Here is a 15,922-nt window from a genome sequence, read left to right as displayed (position 1 = left end):
ACCGCGCCGCTATCAATCTCCAGTGCAGGTGCAGGCCCCTTTAGCCTTCTTTCTTGTCTTCGCCGCCCCAGAGTTTCTTCCACCAGGGCGTCGGTGTCGGCGGGGTGAAGCTCTGGCCGCCATCGTCCATCTTCTCGCGGATATCGTCGATGTCCCAGCCGGTGAGGCTGGCCAGCGTCTGCGCCTCCGCCTCGAAACGTTTCGGCAGTTCGGCGCGATAGGCGTCCGCCGCCTCGCATGTCGCATCGCCTTTATACGGATGACGCAGCACATAACGGCCTTGGTAATTGGAACGGTCGCCGGTTTCCTTGAACATCAGATCTTCGGGAAAATGTTCGGCGTCATAGGAAACGTGAAGGCGCGTCACGAAGACGTCCTGCGCGCCGCCTGGCGCCGGGCGCCGGGGCAGAATGCCCGAGCCGGTCCCGCCGTCGAGCCAGTAGACTCCAAGCTCGCGCAGTTCATCCTGCGACAAGGGATCGGCGGCGCAAGGATCGCACCAGTTCATGTCCCAGGCGTATTCAAGAAAGACGGCGCGGCCGTTTTCCTTCTCCACCTGCTCGTGGAACATGGATTTGTAGAACTCGCCGAACTCGCCTTTGACGAACAGCGGGATGTTCTGGCCGGTGGGCAGTTTCACCGTGCGGTAATTCGTGGTCTCGACGCGGCCGGTGCGGGTGAGGGCGAAAACGAACAATTCCTGCTTGCCGTCTGCATTGACCGTGCCGAGGCGGATGGGCAGGCTGAATCGCGGATGTTCGAAGGCGATCTGCAAGGGGCGGAGGTATTTGAGCCCGGTCTGCGCCTGTTCCTCGAGATTGATCTTGGCGACGAAGAATTTGGTGTTCTGCTTGATATAGCTGCCGAGCGTCGCCTCTGCGCCGTCGGGCAGCTTGTAGCCGTTGTCTTTCAGCCACGCGGCGAGCCCGTCCGACTGTTCGGCGGAGAGGATCTGAATGTCGTATTCGCCGACCGTGTATTCGGCTTCGATGGTGACGCCGTAGCCGTCTTTGCGGTCGCGGACGGCGCTCTCTTCGGCGGCGGCAGCGGGCGCCGACATGCGTTGCGCCGTGACGATGATCGTGTCGCACGGATCCTCGTCGAAATATTCGACGAGACGCGGCGCGGTGTAGGCGTCGAGATGATCTATGATGGCGTTGTCGGTGACGTGGATTTGGCCTTCCCCGAGCACAACCGGCACCGGGATCACCATGGCGAATTCCGTAAGATCGCCCTGATAGTCGTTGGACATGGTGATGACCGTGCGCTCGCCGTCGCGCATGATCGCGACTTTCGACGCCTTGTTGAAAAGCTTGGTGTCGGCTTTCGCCACATAGAATCCGCAAAAGGCGACGGCGCCGCCCGTCAGCGCCAGCGCGGCGCCCGCAGAGGCGGCAGCGAACAGGGTCTTCTTCAAGGAACGGTTCATGGGGTCTCTCCCTTTATTCGGCAGGCAATGTGTGAGGTTTCGGATGCGGTCGTGGACGCAACAGGCGCGACAAGAAATGCGGGGGCGAAACCGGATCGCCCCAGCGGTAATGGGGCGCGGGGTCGAAGGCTTCGATGACGGGGCGTATAAGGCACAGAGCCGCCAGCGCGTAGAAAATCCCGTCAGAGATAAAGAAATGGTAGGTGAGCGCATAGGCGGTCAGCGCCGCGGCGCCGGCGAAAATCCCGCGCGCCAGGGCGCCGTCGGGCGTCGTCTTTGGATCGGAGATCATGAAAAAGGCGAAGAGGATGAGCGCGCCGTTCTGCAACCTTAGAAGCGGGATCGCCAGCGGATCGCCAAGCCACAACGCTCGCGCGATGATCAACGCTGCGAAGGTTCCGAGAAAAATCACCGGCACGTCTATTCGTGCTGCGCGATAGGTGACGAATAGCCCCGCGCCAGCGAGCGTCGCGGCGAGCCAGATCGCCGAGCCCCATTGGCCGGAGGCGGTCCACGCTGCGCCGGGCATCACGGTCTGCGACATCAAAAGGAGCGCGACGATGCCGGCGTTGGCCGGGTTGAAGACATGCTTGCCGTAAAGCCGAAACATGAATTTCGACCCGACGCCGATGGCCGCCGCGATCATCAACGGCGCGAGCGCGTCAGCGCGCAGGAGCAATGACAGCGATAGCGACGTAATCATGGCGCTGCGCGGTTCGAACCGCACCGCCGTCATGAAGGAGCCGAGAAACTGAACGAAGAGCGACGTTGCGAAAATCGCCGCGATCTGCAGCGGCGAAATCTCGAAGGCGCGGGTGGTGACGCCGAATGCGAGCAGCGACCCGAGGGTCGCGAGCTGGTAATGTCTCGGATCCCTCAACAGGGGATGATTGAAGATTGCTTTCGCCATGGCGCGGGCGTCAGTTTGTCCGTTTTACTGAGGCGGCCAATAGAGCGGCGGAACAAGGCGGAAACGGGGCGAAGGCGCGATGGTTTGGGGGCGCTAATCCGACATCAGCGCCGCCAGCTCCTTAACGAAGCGCGCGGCGACGCCCGCCGTCATCATGTTGATGTCCCGTTCCGGGTTTAATTCAACGATGTCTGCGCCCACGGGCGAAACGGGAAGTTTGGCTAAAATCTGAAGCACTTCGCGGGTCGAAAGCCCGCCGGGCTCAGGGTGGGAGACGCCCGGCGCGAAAGCGGGGTCGAGGCCATCAAGATCGATGGAGACATAAAGCGGGCCCCCGAGACGGTCATAGGGAATGGCGCCGGTCTCCTCCGCGCCGAGCATGACGACGCCGTGCCGTTCGCCGAAGGTTCGGCAATGAGGCGTCACGGAGCGCAGGCCGACCTGAACCAGATTGCCGACGCAGCCGTCTTCGATGGCGCGCGCGAACGGGCAGGCGTGGGAGTAACGGTCGCCCTCGAACGCCTCATACAGATCCGTATGCGCATCCACATGCAGAATGTTCAAAGGGCCATGCTTTTCCTTCATGGCTTTGAGGATCGGATAGGTGACCGAATGATCGCCGCCGAGGCTCAGTGGTTTTCGGCCGCTCTTCAGCGCCGATGCAATGCGCGCCTCAATCGATGCGCGCGCTGCTGCCCCGTCTTCGGGGAGATCGGCGAAATCATAGGCCGTGACGATCTCCCGGGCGTTGGCGCCGGAGATCGACCACGGGCTCGACGCTTCGGAAAACAGCATCGCACGGATCACCGGCGGGGCGAGCGCCGCCCCGCGCGCATAGGACGAACTCGCATCCCAGGGAAAGCCGAAAAGGGTCACGGTCATGGTTAGCGCCTCATCTTGTGCCGTTCCGGAACTCTCGCATGGGCGCCAAGGGCTTAACAAGCGGCGGCAACTGGTTCATGTATTTGAAAGGCGGATGAGTGAAAAGGTCCGGGCAAACGGGTCGGAGGCTTCATGGCGGCGGATAAAAAGCGCATCTTTTACGTTCTGATCGAGTTTCCGCAATTGTCGCAGACCTATGTGACGAACGAGATCGCGACGCTTCTCGCCGACGGTCATGAGATATTCGTTGCGGCGCTGAACACGCCCGACACTTTTGTGGAGACGGCCGCCTCTTATGAGGTGACTAAGGATTTCGACCGCACGGTGGCGCTGATTCGCGAGTTCAAACCCGACGTGCTCCACGGCCACTGGCTTTATACGGTCCCGCTTCTTGAAAAACTGTCGCGCAAGACCGGCGTTCCCTATACGGTGCGGGCCCATTCCTTCGACATCACCCAGACGGGCCCGAAGGCGCCGGCATGGAAGACGCTGCTGCGCCGGGCGCGCATGCTCGTGCAATACCGCGATACGCGCCCGCCGGACATGGCCTTCGTTGTATCGCCGTTCCTGAAACACGATCATTGCCTCGGCGTTCTCACCTTTCCCTATGGCCGCCATAAATTCATCGAGGCGGGCCTGCCGGAAGAAAAGGTCCATGACTGTTTTCCGGTGGTGAACATCGAATTGTTCTACGATGAAAGCCCCAATGGCGAGGACGTGATGAATGTCGGCGCCTGCACGCCCAAGAAGAAGATGGAGGATTTCATCGACCTTGCGGTGATGGTGCCGGAGCGGCGTTTCCGTCTCTACCCGGTTGGTTTTCAGGCGCCGCGCATTCTCGAATACAACAATGAAAAGGGCGGGCTCGTCGAATTCGCGCCGGTCTTCAAACCGTGGGAGATGGCGAAGGAATACAAACGCCATCAATGGCTGGTTTACACAGCCGAACATAATCTTCACGGCGACCATGTGGGCTGGTCCATGGCGGTCGCCGAAGCGCAGGCCGCGGGCGTCGGTGTCTGTTTCCCGAACATGCGCGAGGATTTGAAACAATATATCGGCGAAGGCGCGGGCTATCTCTACGACAAAGTCGAGGACATCGCCGATATTGTGAGGAACCCCGTGCCTGAAGATGTTCGCCGCAAGGGCTTCGAGCAGGCGAAGAAATCAGACATCCGGATACACAAAAAGATCCTGACGGATATCTGGGACAAGACGGCCTGAAACAGCCGCCTGCCGTTAACTTGCGGGACGCACGCTGGCGAGGTTTCTCAGTTTCAGCTCGGCGCGAAACAGGGGCGCTAGGCGCATGGCGCGATTGCGCTGTTTCTTGTGTTTGCTGCGTGCAGCGCGCCAGACCCGGAACGCCAACGCCTGCAGCCGCTCGTCCGTAAGGTCCGCAATTTTCGCGCTCGGCGACTTATTGGCGGCGGTATCGGTCATCGTCTTCCTCGCGATCTGAAACTGCTCTGACGCTTGCCGGGCGCGGGCGCTGCGCCGTCGGTCTTGTGACGGAAGGTGATGCGCCCTTTGCTCAGATCATAGCCGGACATCTCAACGGTCACGCGGTCGCCTGTCAGCGTCTTGATGCGCCGTTTGCGCATCTTTCCTCCGATATAGGCGAGCACTTGATGCTCGTTATCCAGCGTGACGCGAAAGTTTCCGTCCGGCAGGGCCTCGGTGACGACGCCGTCGAACTCGATCAGGTCTTCCTTCGTCATGGGGCTGTCCTTTCTTGCCATCGGCGCTCTCGTAAGGGAGTGCATCGTTGGAATGGAAAGCCGCCTGATGTGACGGCCTCTGCGAATTGGATGATTTCGGACCGCCCTTGCGCCGACGGTTCTCGTTGGCCGGGTTGCGGGCCTCGCCGGCGCGGCCTTCGAAATTGCGGCCGCGATTTTTCTGGCTTTCAGCATTCAGCGCGTCGTCGATTCGTGAACGGCCTTTGTACTCGCCGCCGTCGCGACGCGTGTATTCTCTTGCGCCGTCTGCATCACGCTCGAATTTGCGGTCGCGGTCCTTGCGTCCGTCGAATTTTTTGCCCTCGAATTTGCGTTCGCTATTTTGACGCGCGCCATCCTTGCGGCCTTCAAACTTGCGTTCGCCGTTCTGATGTTCCTGGCCCTGGTGGTTATCCTGACGGTTCTCAAAGCGCTTTTCCGGGCGACTTTCAGCATGGGGGCGCCGCGGTTTGCGCGGGCCGCCATTGCGGTTTCCGTGGCGAGGGCGGTCGTCGCTGATAAGTTCGGCGCCGCGGTCTTCGCCATTGGCGCCGTTCAGTCTTTGGCCTTTTAGCTTTTCAATTGAGCGCAGGAACGGGCGTTCCTCGCCGGAGCAGAAGGAAATTGCGACGCCTTCCGCGCCCGCGCGGCCCGTGCGGCCGATGCGGTGGGTGTAGGTTTCCGGCACGTTGGGCAGGTCGTAGTTAACGACGTGTGTGACTTCCGCGATGTCGATGCCGCGCGCGGCGATGTCGGTCGCGACGAGAATGCGCGACTTGCCGCGGCGGAACGCCTCGAGCGCTTTTTCGCGCTGCGGCTGCGAGCGGTTGCCGTGAATGGCGTGCGCCGCCTGACCGGCGGCGTTGAGCGCGCGCACCAGCTTGTCGGCGCCGTGTTTGGTGCGGGTGAAGACGAGGCCGCGGGTGAACGCCTCGTCCTTGACGATCTTGATCAGCGCCGCCGCTTTTTCCGGCTTCTCAATGAAGTGGACGCTCTCGGCGATCTTCAACGGTTTTGTTGCGGCGACTTCGACGCGCGCCGGATTGGTGAGGAGGGCGTTCGCAAGTTTCGCGATCGCCGGCGGCATGGTCGCCGAGAAAAAGACGTTCTGGCGATGCTCGGGCAGGAGGGACGCGATCTTGCGGATCGAATGAATGAAGCCGAGATCGAGCATCTGGTCGACCTCGTCGAGGACGAACACCTCGACGCCGGTGAGCTTCAAGGCGCCCTTGTCCATGACATCGATCAGGCGGCCGGGCGTCGCAACGAGAATGTCGAGGCCGCGATGGAGCATCGCGCGCTGCTTGCCGAAGGCGACGCCGCCGATGACGAGGCCGGTGGCGAGGCCCTGCGCCGCGCCATAGGCGTCGAAGCGGTCTTTCACCTGAACCGCGAGTTCGCGGGTCGGCGCCAGCACCAGCACGCGGCACTCGCGCGGGGCGACGCGCCGCCGGTCTTTGGCGAGGTGATTGAGGATCGGCAGCGCGAAGGCTGCGGTCTTGCCGGTGCCGGTCTGGGCGATGCCGAGAAGGTCGCGGCCTTTCAGCAGCACCGGAATGGCGGCGGCCTGAATCGGGGTTGGGGTCGAGTGGCCTTCGCGGACGAGGGCGTTGAGGATCGGCTTTGAAAGGCCGAATTCAGCAAAAGCAGTCACAAATGTCTTTCCGCGTTCGGGGACGGAAATCGCCGCGCGAACGCTTTTTGGGTTCAGGAGAACCCGCGTGTCAGGCGCTCTAATTGTTTGGATAAAGGCAGCCTTGCGGGAATTCAGTCCGCTTACACGCGCTGCTGACGCCTATATGGACCCTTTCGGCGCAAAAGCAAGGGAAATCTCGCTGCGCTGCAAAATTAGTCCGTAGGCGAAAAATCTTAACCTTTGAGAAGGGCTCAGCGCTCGCGTTCAAACTCAGGCAAACCGCGCTTTTTCGGCTTTTTCGCGGGTTTTTTCTCCTGCAAGGCCTCGGCGGCGCGGTCTTCGGCTTCCTTGGCGAGGCGAAGCTCGCGCAGCTTGGCCGTCTTTTTTTGTGCGTCCCGCTTTTCTTTTTCATGCTCAGCCATGGCGGCTTTCGCATCAAGGCTGCGATAGGCGCGGTTCGCTGTTTTGGCTTTAGAAGAAGACATGTCGCTATTCCTTTCGGGGTTCAGCCCGGAAACAGCGCGATGCGGCCGAGGCGTTTGCGTATGTAACACCTCAGACCTGTAATATCATCCGTTTCCATGGAAATAGTCGTAAATCTTCTGCGCCAGCGCGGCGGAGACGCCTTCGACGGCTTCGAGGTCTTGGGGTTTAGCTCGCGCGATTTCTTTTGCTGAGCCGAAATGGTTGAGGAGCGCGCGTTTGCGTTTCGCGCCGATGCCGGGGACGCCGTCGAGCGGATTGGCGGCGATGGCTTTCTTGCGTTTCGCGCGATGGGCGCCGATGGCGAAGCGGTGCGCTTCGTCGCGCAGGCGCTGCAAGACGAAGAGGCCCGGATCGCGCGGCGGCAGGGTGAAGGGCTCGCGCCCCGGCATGACGACCTGTTCGCCCGTCGCGCCCATGGTGCGGTCGATGCGCTTTTCGCCTTCGTCAGTTTCGCGCCGGCCCTTGGCGACGCCGATGATGGTCACGCCTTCCGCCTCCGGATCGACGCCGATTTCCTTAAGCGCATCCATGACGACGGAAAGCTGGCCTTTGCCGCCGTCGATGATCACGAGGTCCGGGCGCTCGGCGTTTTCTTCTTTCAAGAGCCGCGCAAAGCGCCGCGAGATCACCTCGCGCATCATGCCGAAATCGTCGCCGGGCGTCAGGCTCGATGTCTTGATGTTGAACTTGCGGTACTGGTTTTTGACGAAGCCGTCGGGCCCCGCGACGATCATCGCGCCGACGGCGTTCGAGCCTTGTATGTGCGAGTTGTCATAAACCTCGATGCGTTCCGGCGGCGCTTCGAGCCCCAGAATATCGGCGAGCTGGCGCAGGCTCTTCTGCTGGCTGGCGCTTTCCGCCATGCGCCGCGAGAGCGCTTCGCGCGCATTCATTTCGGCGGCCTTTACAAGATCGCGCTTTTCGCCGCGCTGGGGTTCGTGGATCGCGACCTTGCGATTTGCCTTGATGGAGAGCGCTTCGGAAAGGAGATCGGCCTGCGGCGGCAGTACGGAGACATAAATTTCCCGCGGCGGATCGCGGCTGTCGTAGAACTGCGCGATGAAGGCGTCGAGGATCGCCGCCGGTTCGTCTTCCTTGTCGTGTTTCGGAAAATAGGCGTGGTTGCCCCAGTTCTGGCCGGCGCGGAAAAAAAACACCTGTACGCAGCTTTGTCCGCCCTCGGAATGAATCGCGAAAACGTCGGCTTCCGATACGCCGCCGGGATTGATGTCCTGCGTCCCCTGAATATAGGAAAGCGCGCGGATGCGGTCGCGAAGTCTTGCGGCGGTTTCAAAATCGAGATCGGCGGAGGCTTTCTCCATCTGCGCCGACAAGAGTTTCTGAACCTCGGCGCTCTTTCCGGAGAGGAAGTCCTTCGCCTCGTTCACCAGCTCTTTGTATTCGTCACTGCTCACCAGCCCGACGCAAGGCGCGGCGCAGCGCTTGATCTGGTGCAAGAGGCAAGGTCGTGTGCGCCCGTCGTAAACGCTGTCCGTGCAGGAGCGCAGGAGAAACGCTTTCTGCAATGTATTGAGCGTACGGTTGACGGCTCCGGCGGAGGCGAAGGGGCCGTAATACTGGCCGGGACGTTTTTGCGCGCCGCGATGTTTCAAAATCTGCGGCGCTTCGTGATCTTCCGCGACGAGAATAAACGGAAACGACTTGTCGTCGCGCAGGATGACATTGTAGCGCGGCTTTAATTGCTTGATGAGGTTCGCCTCGAGAAGCAGCGCCTCGGTTTCCGTCGCGGTGACCACGAACTCCATGGCCTGCGTTTCGGAGATCATCCTCAAAATGCGGTTCGAATGACCGCGTCCTTGCGCATAGGACGTCACCCGGTTTTTGAGGCTCTTCGCCTTGCCCACATAGAGAACGTCGCCCTTCGCCCCGTACATGCGATAGACGCCGGGCTTCGCGGGCAGGCGCTTGACCTGATCGGCGATCAGCTCGGGACCCGTAAGGGCCTCTTTCTCAGCTGTTTCGGGTGCGTCGGGGCTCATGAAAAATGGTTAACCGGGCGTTCACGAAGGGGCGGTAGGTCTAGTATCGGAGCTAAGCGCGCGCGGGCGAAAGGTCAAATGGCGCCGGAACTGAAAAAGAAATCGGACATCTCGATTGTGCTGATTGTCTTTACGGCGCTCGCCGTCATCGGCGTCGCCTGTGGCGGCTTTGTGGTGCGCGATTACGCCAGGGCGCGGGCGAGCCTCGCCTGGCCGGCGGTCGACGGCATCGTCCTCTCGCGCCTCGACGGGGAGGCTGGCCATCTGCGCTATGTCTATTCCTTCGACGGCCGTAGTCATGAGGCGGTTCGCACGCGCAATTTCATGGGCTGGTTCATGAGGGTCGAAGCGGACGACTATCGCCCCGGCGAATCCGTCATCGTCTATGTGGACCCGGAAGAGCCTTCCTATTCGGTTCTCTACCCCGGCGGATCGAGCGTCGCCTTCGTCATTCTCTCGTTACTGTCCGGCGCGTCGGTGTTTTTCGGTGTCGGCGGTGTGGTCTGGGCGCTGTCGCGCACGCGCGAGGAAGCGCTGGGCGGGGCCAGCCACGCTTTCTAGATTTAGCGCCTGTTGGTCTAACGTTTAGTGCGAATGATCTCGACGCCGGCGGCGTCGGCTTCCTTGATCGCATTCGGTTTAACGATGCGCACCATCACCGAAATCACCATGGAATGCGACAGCACAAGATCTGCGATGCGTTCGGCGAGCGTTTCGACGAGTTTGATGTGGCCTTCGGCGATGATCGCCTTGATGCCGCGGGTCATCTCGTCATAGCAGACGATGTCGTCCAGCTTGTCGCTCACCGGATTGGCCGGTTCGATCACGTCCGCCTCGAAGTCGATGCGGATTGGCTGCGTCACGCCCTGTTCGCTTTCATAGGCGCCGATATAGGCGTCGAGCGTCAGGCCGCGCACAAAGACGCGGCGGCGCGGCGCCGTGGCGCTGCGGGGGAGGGGCGTGATTTCGGTCGGGGTTTTGGGCTCATTCATAAGTCTATTCCTGCACCAGCACGTCGGCGGTGCGCCAGGTCAGATGTTGCCCTCCATCGACGGCGATCATCTGTCCCGTGACCGAACGCGCTGACAACAGATAAAGAAGCGCCCCGCATATATCCTCAGGGTCAGCCCCATGGCCGAGCACGGTAGCCTGGTTCTGCCGCTCCCAGTCTTGATCGGACTGGCGGGGATTTTTGAGGGTCGGGCCGGGGCCGATGGCGTTGACGCGGACGCCTTTGGGCCCCAGCGCCTGGGCCATGGTTTTGGTCAGCGTATAAAGCGCGGCCTTCGATGCGGTGTAGGACAGAAACTGCGGCGTCAGCTTCAGGACGCGCTGGTCGATAATGTTGACGATGAGGCTTCCTTCCGGCGCTTGGCCTGCGAAATCCTGCGAAAGCTTCACCGGCGCGCGCAAATTGACCTCCATGTGCAGGTCCCAGCTTTCGCGCGTCATCGTATCGACATCGTCATGGTCGAAAGCGGAGGCGGAATTGACGAGCACGGCGAGCGGGCCCAGCGCGCCGCTCGCTTTGCCCACAAGCTTGGCGGTTTCGCTTTCCTGCGACAGGTCGGCTTTGACGGCGAGGGCGCGGCGGCCCTTCGCTTCGATCATGGCGGCGACGGCGTCAGCCTCCGCTGCGGACCCGTTATAATGCACGGCGACATCGTAACCGGCGTCGGCGAGGGCGAGCGCCATGGCGCGGCCGAGCCGCTTGCCGGCGCCGGTGACAAGCGCCGCACCGGGGAGGGAGGCGGTCATGGTCTAAAACGCTCCGGCGTTCTCTGCGAGCATCAGGATGAACCCGATATAAGCGCCCGTAAAGATCAGGCCCGCGACACGTCCGATATCCTTGCGCGTCAATACGAAAGCCGACAGCACGATCGCCGCAATAGCCATGACCGGGAGGTCGAGCGTGAGCGATTGCGGATCGAAAACCGCCGTGCCGGCAAGGCCTGCGGCGCCGCCGACGGCGAAAATATTGAAGATGTTGGAGCCGATGACGCCGCCAATGGCGACATCCGATTTCTTGTGCAGCGCTGCGGCGAAAACGGTCGCGAGCTCCGGCAGGGAGGTGCCGAAAGCGACAAGCGTCAGTCCGATCAGCTCCTCGCGAACGCCAAGCCCCATGGCGAGTTCCGCGCCGTTCGAGACCAGAAGATGCGCGCCGATGGGCAGGCCGATAAGGCCGGCCGCGAGAAACCCGATTGTCTTGAGATTGACGCCCGCCGCAGCCTGATATTCCTCGACTTCGTCGAGCACCGGATCGTCTGCGGCGCCCTTGCTGGCCCGCACCCACATGTAAGCGACGTAAAGAAGAATGCAGAGAAAGAGCGCGCCGCCGATGCGCGTGCCGATTTCGCCTGGACCGTAGGCGGCGGCGAGAAAGGCGGCGGTGGCGATGAGCATAGTCACCGCATGCCGTCTGAGGCCAATGACATGGGTCGTCACCGGATAGATGATGGCGGGGAGGCCAAGCACCAGAAAGATATTGGCGATATTCGAGCCGATGATGTTGCCGAGCGCGATGCCGTCATTGCCGGAAATGACCGCCTGCACCGTCACCACGAGCTCGGGCGCAGAGGTGCCGAAGGCGACGATGGTGAGGCTCACCAGCAGCGCCGGAATCTTCAGCGCGGCGGCGAGGCTGACCGCGCCGCGAACGAGAAGATCGCCTGCGATAAGCAGGATCGCGAGGCCGAGAATGATGAATGCAATCTGGGGTGCGATCTCGGGGAGCATGAAACGCCTTTGCTGCGCTGCCGCAGGGCCATGGGCGGCGAGAAGCCGGTTCAGGGCCCGCCGGACGCCGCAAAAAACCCCATATGGGGAGCCGGCGCCGGCTTCCTAGGGGCGGCGTCTAGTCGACGCTGCCTTTCTCGAGGAGGTTAAGAAGTGCGAAGACCAGCAGGAAAGCGATGATCGCAGCGACGGCCGTCCAACCTGGATTCATGAAGATACCCCTTTAAAAGCGTTTCTTGCCCGCCCTTATAGGGCCGCCCGTGAACAGCGTCACCCCCAGGACGCCCGGATTTCATGGGACGCAGAGCGGGCCTAGCGGCGGGGCGGTCTGTCACTGAAAGCTTCAGATTTTGTCTAAAACCCTCGCGGCCCGGTTAGCCCTTTCTCACAAGGTCATCCTGTACCTTCACCATCAGTTGCGGAGGGCGGGACTATGAAGACCGATACTCTCGAGGCGCTGGGGAGGACGCCGTCAGCACGAATCACCGAACGCAGGGTCACCGAGCGGGTGCGCAACAAATGGGCGCGGATCGCCCGGGGGCGGCTGCCTTCCCTCAACGAGATAGAGGCGCTCAATTTCGGACCCGACCGGCTTTATTGTTTCGCGGTCGATCTGAGGCTCTCAGACATCTTTCCCTATTTCATTTTCATGGGCGAGGCGATTTCGCGCTATTCGACTGCCTATCCGCTGGGCGATGCGCGGCGGGAGAAAACGCTGCTCGACACGGCGATCGCAAAAATGGACGAGGCGGCGCTGTCGCGTGCGCCAGTGGAATATAGCGACATCAAGGAGCTCGATGACGGGCGCCGCGTTGCGTTCCGCACCGTCCTCCTGCCGGTGTCGGAAAACGGGACCGACGTCACGCATATTTTCGGCGCCGCCAGAGGACGAAACGTCTGAACGCCGCTATGGTTACTGATCGCTGCGGAATTTGATCTAAATTCGCGGTTCTGAGAAAATCATCAGCTTACGAACCTGTTCTAATGTTCAGTTCACAACGAAGTGACCTGGGGCGGGTTTCGGGCGGCATGCTGAGCGATGTAGCGGAACTTTTCGGAGACGCGGCGATTGCGCCGTCAGCGGACAGGCGGCTGACGCGCCGTCTCGTCGATATCTGGGCGCGCGCCGCGCGCGGGCAGTTCCCGAGCTGGGATGCGATGCAGGCCTCCGATCTCGGCGATGACTGGGATTGGGTTTTCGCCGTCGACCTTGAAAAAAGCGTCGGCTTTCCGTTCTTCATTTTTCTTGGCGACTGCCTCGCCAAACTTTCCGACGTGCATTTGAGCGGCGAGGGCGACTGGACCCTGACGCTGCTCGACAAGGCGACTGCCGACATCTACGCCGCGGTCGCTTCCGAGGCGCCGCACTACCGCGACGATGCGGTGACGCTCTGCGACGGACGCCGGCTCCTGTTCCGCGCCGTGACGGCGCCGCTGGCCGACGACGGGCAGGTCATCACCCATGTGATCGGCGCGGTGAGCGGCCGGCTCGCCCTCGACGGCCCGCCAAGTCTCAGACTTGTGGATTAGGTCGCCGCAGCTTTCTTTTCCCGATTGTCTTTTTGAAAGCGTTTTCCGCCATGAGGCGAGGCGCGGAAGCGTGATTTCCTCTCCGCTTGCGGGGCGCCGCCGCCGCGACTAGGGTCCCGCGCAAATTCAAAAGCTTGCGGGCGGGCGAAGCCTCGCGCGAGCAAAGACGGACGAGGAAAACCCATGAAAACCCACGGACATTTCATCAGCGGCAAAGCGGTCGACGGCGTATCGGGCCGCGAGAGCGACGTTTTCAATCCGACGACGGGCGAGGTTCAGGCCAAGGTCGCGCTGGCGAGCGCTGCGGAGGTCGCGAAGGCCGTGGACGCCGCGGAAAAAGCCTTCCCCGGCTGGGCCGCGACCAACCCCCAGCGCCGGGCTCGGGTGATGTTCAAGTTCAAGGACCTTGTCGAAAAGGACATGGACAACCTTGCGAAGCTGCTCTCGGCGGAGCACGGCAAGATCCTTCCCGATGCGCGCGGCGACGTGCAGCGCGGGCTTGAGGTGATCGAATTCGCCTGCGGCATCCCGCATCTTCAGAAAGGCGAATACACCGAGGCGGCGGGGCCGGGCATCGACGTCTATTCCCTGCGGCAGCCTTTAGGCGTTGTGGCGGGCATCACGCCGTTCAATTTTCCGGCGATGATCCCCATGTGGATGTTCGGCGTCGCCATCGCCTGCGGCAACACCTTCATCAACAAGCCGTCGGAGCGCGATCCGTCCGTGCCGCTGCGTCTTGCGGAGCTGATGATGGAAGCCGGCGCTCCCGAAGGCGTCCTCAATGTCGTCAATGGCGACAAGGAAGCGGTGGATGCGATCATCGCAGAGCCGCGCGTGAAGGCGATCTCTTTCGTCGGCTCGTCCGACATCGCCAATTACATTTACGCGGAAGGCGCGAAATACGGAAAACGCGTGCAGGCCTTCGGCGGCGCCAAGAACCACATGATCATCCTGCCCGACGCGGACATGGAGAACGCCGTCAACAATCTCATCGGTTCGGCCTTTGGATCGGCGGGCGAGCGCTGCATGGCGACGCCGGTCGCAGTGCCGGTCGGCGACGGGACGGCGGACAAGCTCATCGCCATGCTGAAGCCGAAAGTCGAAAGCCTTCGCATCGGGCCGTCCATGTCGGAGGATTCCGATCTCGGCCCGCTCGTCACCGCCGCGCATAAAGAGCGCGTCTCCAACTACATCCAGATGGCCATCGACGAAGGCCAGGAGGCGATTGTCGACGGCCGCGGCTTCAAGCTGCAAGGCTATGAAAACGGGTTCTTCCTTGGCGGCACGCTGCTTGACGGCGCCAAGCCGGCGCACAGGTCCTACCAAGAAGAAATCTTCGGACCGGTGCTGCAGATCGCGCGGGCGAAGAATTTCGAGGAGGCGCTGGAGCTTCCCTCGAAGCACCAATATGGCAATGGCGTCGCGATCTTCACCCGCAACGGCGCGGCGGCGCGCGAATTTGTGCAAAAAGTCAATGTGGGCATGGTCGGCGTCAACGTGCCGATCCCGGTGCCGGTCGCCTATCACACCTTCGGCGGCTGGAAGCGTTCCGGGTTCGGCGACACCAACCAGCATGGGCCTGAAGGCGTCAAGTTCTGGACCAAGATCAAGACCGTCACCCAGCGCTGGCCGGAAGACGTTCAGGGCTCGGAGTTTGTTATTCCGACGATGGAGTAGGCGGCGCGCTCAATGATGCATCTCCGGCAATGGCTCTATTTTCTGTTGTTTTCAGTGGCGCCCGGACTGACATATCAGGCTATTCAGGATCAATGGCGTGCAGCGCGAACAGACAGCGATTTTGGCGCTTACCTTATGGGGGTTGCGCCCAATTTTCTGGGCGCCGTGTCGGTTGCATCGGCTTTATTTCTGATAGGAATGAATCGTTCGCCGAAAACGCCCCGCTCACGCCTGATGCTCATCGCTGCCGGAATTTCAATGCTCGGACTTTGGGTTTGGGAAGCTCTGCAGATTTTTTTGCCAAGCGCTTCTTTCGACTGGCACGACATTGCATGGACAGCCATGGGCGCAACTCTCTTCATGCTCGTCACTAGGATATGGTTCCGCGAGGAGCAGCGCTTTGACGACGTAACGCCAGCGTCTTAGCTAACATGTTTTCTTTCAACGCCATCTTTAATGTCCTTCCAAGGAGCGATTATGCAAACCGATAAAGGTCCTGCGAAGAAGCTCACCGGCAAATGCATGTGCGGCGCGGTTGCGTTCGAATTCCGCGCCGACCGCGAAGACGTCACCGAATGCCATTGCGGCCAGTGCCGGTCCTGGTCGGGCCATCGATGGGCGTCGCTCAATGCGCCATTCGAATCCCTGAAGATCAAGAAGGGTGACGAGAATCTCGGCTGGTTCAAGTCGTCGGATTACGCCCGCCGCGGATTTTGCAAGACCTGCGGCTCGTCGTTGTTCTGGCACGCCGAGAAGCTCGACGATTACAAGCACCGCATCGCCATCGCAGCCGGAACGATCCAGCCCGGCGCGCCCATGGCGCTTTCCGAGCATATCTTCGTCGCCGATAAGGGCGCCTATTACGAGATCGATGACGGCCTGCCGCAAAAGGACGCGTACTAAAGTCCTGGA

Annotated in this window: 18 protein-coding genes; 7 read left to right on the top strand and 11 right to left on the bottom strand. The window is 61.4% G+C overall.

Translation table 11 applies throughout. The features are described 5' to 3' along the window. Positions 1-40 precede the first annotated feature (40 nt). The 3 genes from ACQY5P_RS05460 to speB all read right to left on the bottom strand — a co-directional run bounded on the left by ACQY5P_RS05460 (position 41) and on the right by speB (position 3,221). The gene (locus ACQY5P_RS05460; protein WP_428409836.1) at positions 41-1,429 is read right to left on the bottom strand and encodes a DUF2330 domain-containing protein; all 1,389 of its coding nucleotides are present in this window, start codon (positions 1,427-1,429) and stop codon (positions 41-43) included. Positions 1,430-1,442: 13 nt separating this feature from the next. Then, positions 1,443-2,339, bottom strand: a complete 897-nt coding sequence (locus ACQY5P_RS05455; protein ID WP_428409835.1) for an RnfABCDGE type electron transport complex subunit D — start codon at positions 2,337-2,339, stop codon at positions 1,443-1,445. A gap of 93 nt (positions 2,340-2,432) precedes the next feature. Next, positions 2,433-3,221, bottom strand: coding sequence for an agmatinase (speB, locus tag ACQY5P_RS05450; RefSeq protein WP_428409834.1), 789 nt, complete (start codon positions 3,219-3,221; stop codon positions 2,433-2,435). A 132-nt stretch (positions 3,222-3,353) separates the two neighbouring features. Here speB and ACQY5P_RS05445 point away from each other — a divergent pair, with 132 nt between their 5' ends. After that, a complete protein-coding gene (locus tag ACQY5P_RS05445; RefSeq protein WP_428409833.1) occupies positions 3,354-4,445 on the top strand; it encodes a glycosyltransferase in 1,092 nt (363 codons plus the stop codon). A 15-nt stretch (positions 4,446-4,460) separates the two neighbouring features. Here the strand turns inward: ACQY5P_RS05445 and ACQY5P_RS05440 are convergent, their stop codons facing one another. The 5 genes from ACQY5P_RS05440 to uvrC all read right to left on the bottom strand — a co-directional run bounded on the left by ACQY5P_RS05440 (position 4,461) and on the right by uvrC (position 9,064). Beyond that, entirely contained in the window at positions 4,461-4,664 is a 204-nt protein-coding gene (locus ACQY5P_RS05440; RefSeq protein WP_428409832.1) for a hypothetical protein, read from the bottom strand. Then, a complete protein-coding gene (gene infA, locus ACQY5P_RS05435) occupies positions 4,661-4,942 on the bottom strand; it encodes a translation initiation factor IF-1 (RefSeq protein ID WP_428409831.1) in 282 nt (93 codons plus the stop codon). The genes ACQY5P_RS05440 and infA overlap by 4 nt, the downstream gene beginning before the upstream one ends. Next, positions 4,860-6,596, bottom strand: coding sequence for a DEAD/DEAH box helicase (locus ACQY5P_RS05430; RefSeq protein ID WP_428409830.1), 1,737 nt, complete (start codon positions 6,594-6,596; stop codon positions 4,860-4,862). The genes infA and ACQY5P_RS05430 overlap by 83 nt, the downstream gene beginning before the upstream one ends. A 233-nt stretch (positions 6,597-6,829) precedes the next feature. Then, the gene (locus ACQY5P_RS05425; RefSeq protein ID WP_428409829.1) at positions 6,830-7,063 is read right to left on the bottom strand and encodes a hypothetical protein; all 234 of its coding nucleotides are present in this window, start codon (positions 7,061-7,063) and stop codon (positions 6,830-6,832) included. An 84-nt stretch (positions 7,064-7,147) separates the two neighbouring features. After that, complete coding sequence (uvrC, locus tag ACQY5P_RS05420; RefSeq protein WP_428409828.1) at positions 7,148-9,064, bottom strand: excinuclease ABC subunit UvrC; 1,917 nt, start codon at positions 9,062-9,064, stop codon at positions 7,148-7,150. A 78-nt stretch (positions 9,065-9,142) separates the two neighbouring features. Between uvrC and ACQY5P_RS05415 the strand changes: the two genes are divergently transcribed. Next, positions 9,143-9,625 carry a DUF3592 domain-containing protein gene (locus tag ACQY5P_RS05415; protein WP_428409827.1) on the top strand — a complete coding sequence of 161 codons (483 nt, stop codon included), beginning with the start codon at positions 9,143-9,145 and terminating at the stop codon, positions 9,623-9,625. A 17-nt stretch (positions 9,626-9,642) separates the two neighbouring features. Here the strand turns inward: ACQY5P_RS05415 and folB are convergent, their stop codons facing one another. Genes folB through ACQY5P_RS05400 form a run of 3 tightly spaced genes read right to left on the bottom strand, consistent with a single transcriptional unit; the run spans position 9,643 to position 11,803 of the window. Then, positions 9,643-10,056, bottom strand: a complete 414-nt coding sequence (gene folB, locus ACQY5P_RS05410; protein WP_428409826.1) for a dihydroneopterin aldolase — start codon at positions 10,054-10,056, stop codon at positions 9,643-9,645. A gap of 4 nt (positions 10,057-10,060) precedes the next feature. Then, entirely contained in the window at positions 10,061-10,822 is a 762-nt protein-coding gene (locus tag ACQY5P_RS05405) for an SDR family oxidoreductase (protein WP_428409825.1), read from the bottom strand. A gap of 3 nt (positions 10,823-10,825) precedes the next feature. Beyond that, complete coding sequence (locus ACQY5P_RS05400; protein WP_428409824.1) at positions 10,826-11,803, bottom strand: calcium/sodium antiporter; 978 nt, start codon at positions 11,801-11,803, stop codon at positions 10,826-10,828. A 433-nt stretch (positions 11,804-12,236) separates the two neighbouring features. Here ACQY5P_RS05400 and ACQY5P_RS05395 point away from each other — a divergent pair, with 433 nt between their 5' ends. The 5 genes from ACQY5P_RS05395 to ACQY5P_RS05375 all read left to right on the top strand — a co-directional run bounded on the left by ACQY5P_RS05395 (position 12,237) and on the right by ACQY5P_RS05375 (position 15,913). Continuing rightward, on the top strand, positions 12,237-12,704 hold the full coding sequence (locus tag ACQY5P_RS05395; RefSeq protein WP_428409823.1) for a hypothetical protein: 468 nt from the start codon (positions 12,237-12,239) through the stop codon (positions 12,702-12,704). Between the two features lie 128 nt (positions 12,705-12,832). After that, positions 12,833-13,333 (top strand): hypothetical protein, encoded by a 501-nt coding sequence (locus ACQY5P_RS05390; RefSeq protein WP_428409822.1) that lies wholly within the window; start codon positions 12,833-12,835, stop codon positions 13,331-13,333. 183 nt (positions 13,334-13,516) lie between these two features. Continuing rightward, on the top strand, positions 13,517-15,010 hold the full coding sequence (locus tag ACQY5P_RS05385; RefSeq protein WP_428409821.1) for a CoA-acylating methylmalonate-semialdehyde dehydrogenase: 1,494 nt from the start codon (positions 13,517-13,519) through the stop codon (positions 15,008-15,010). A 12-nt stretch (positions 15,011-15,022) separates the two neighbouring features. Then, positions 15,023-15,436, top strand: coding sequence for a hypothetical protein (locus tag ACQY5P_RS05380; RefSeq protein ID WP_428409820.1), 414 nt, complete (start codon positions 15,023-15,025; stop codon positions 15,434-15,436). 51 nt (positions 15,437-15,487) lie between these two features. Continuing rightward, positions 15,488-15,913, top strand: coding sequence for a GFA family protein (locus ACQY5P_RS05375; protein WP_428409819.1), 426 nt, complete (start codon positions 15,488-15,490; stop codon positions 15,911-15,913). Positions 15,914-15,922 lie beyond the last annotated feature (9 nt).

Source organism: Hyphococcus sp. (assembly GCF_965267305.1).
Taxonomy (GTDB): Bacteria; Pseudomonadota; Alphaproteobacteria; order Caulobacterales; family Parvularculaceae; genus Hyphococcus.
The sequence above is the reverse complement of the archived record's forward strand: the minus strand, read 5'-3'. Positions and strand labels throughout refer to the sequence as shown.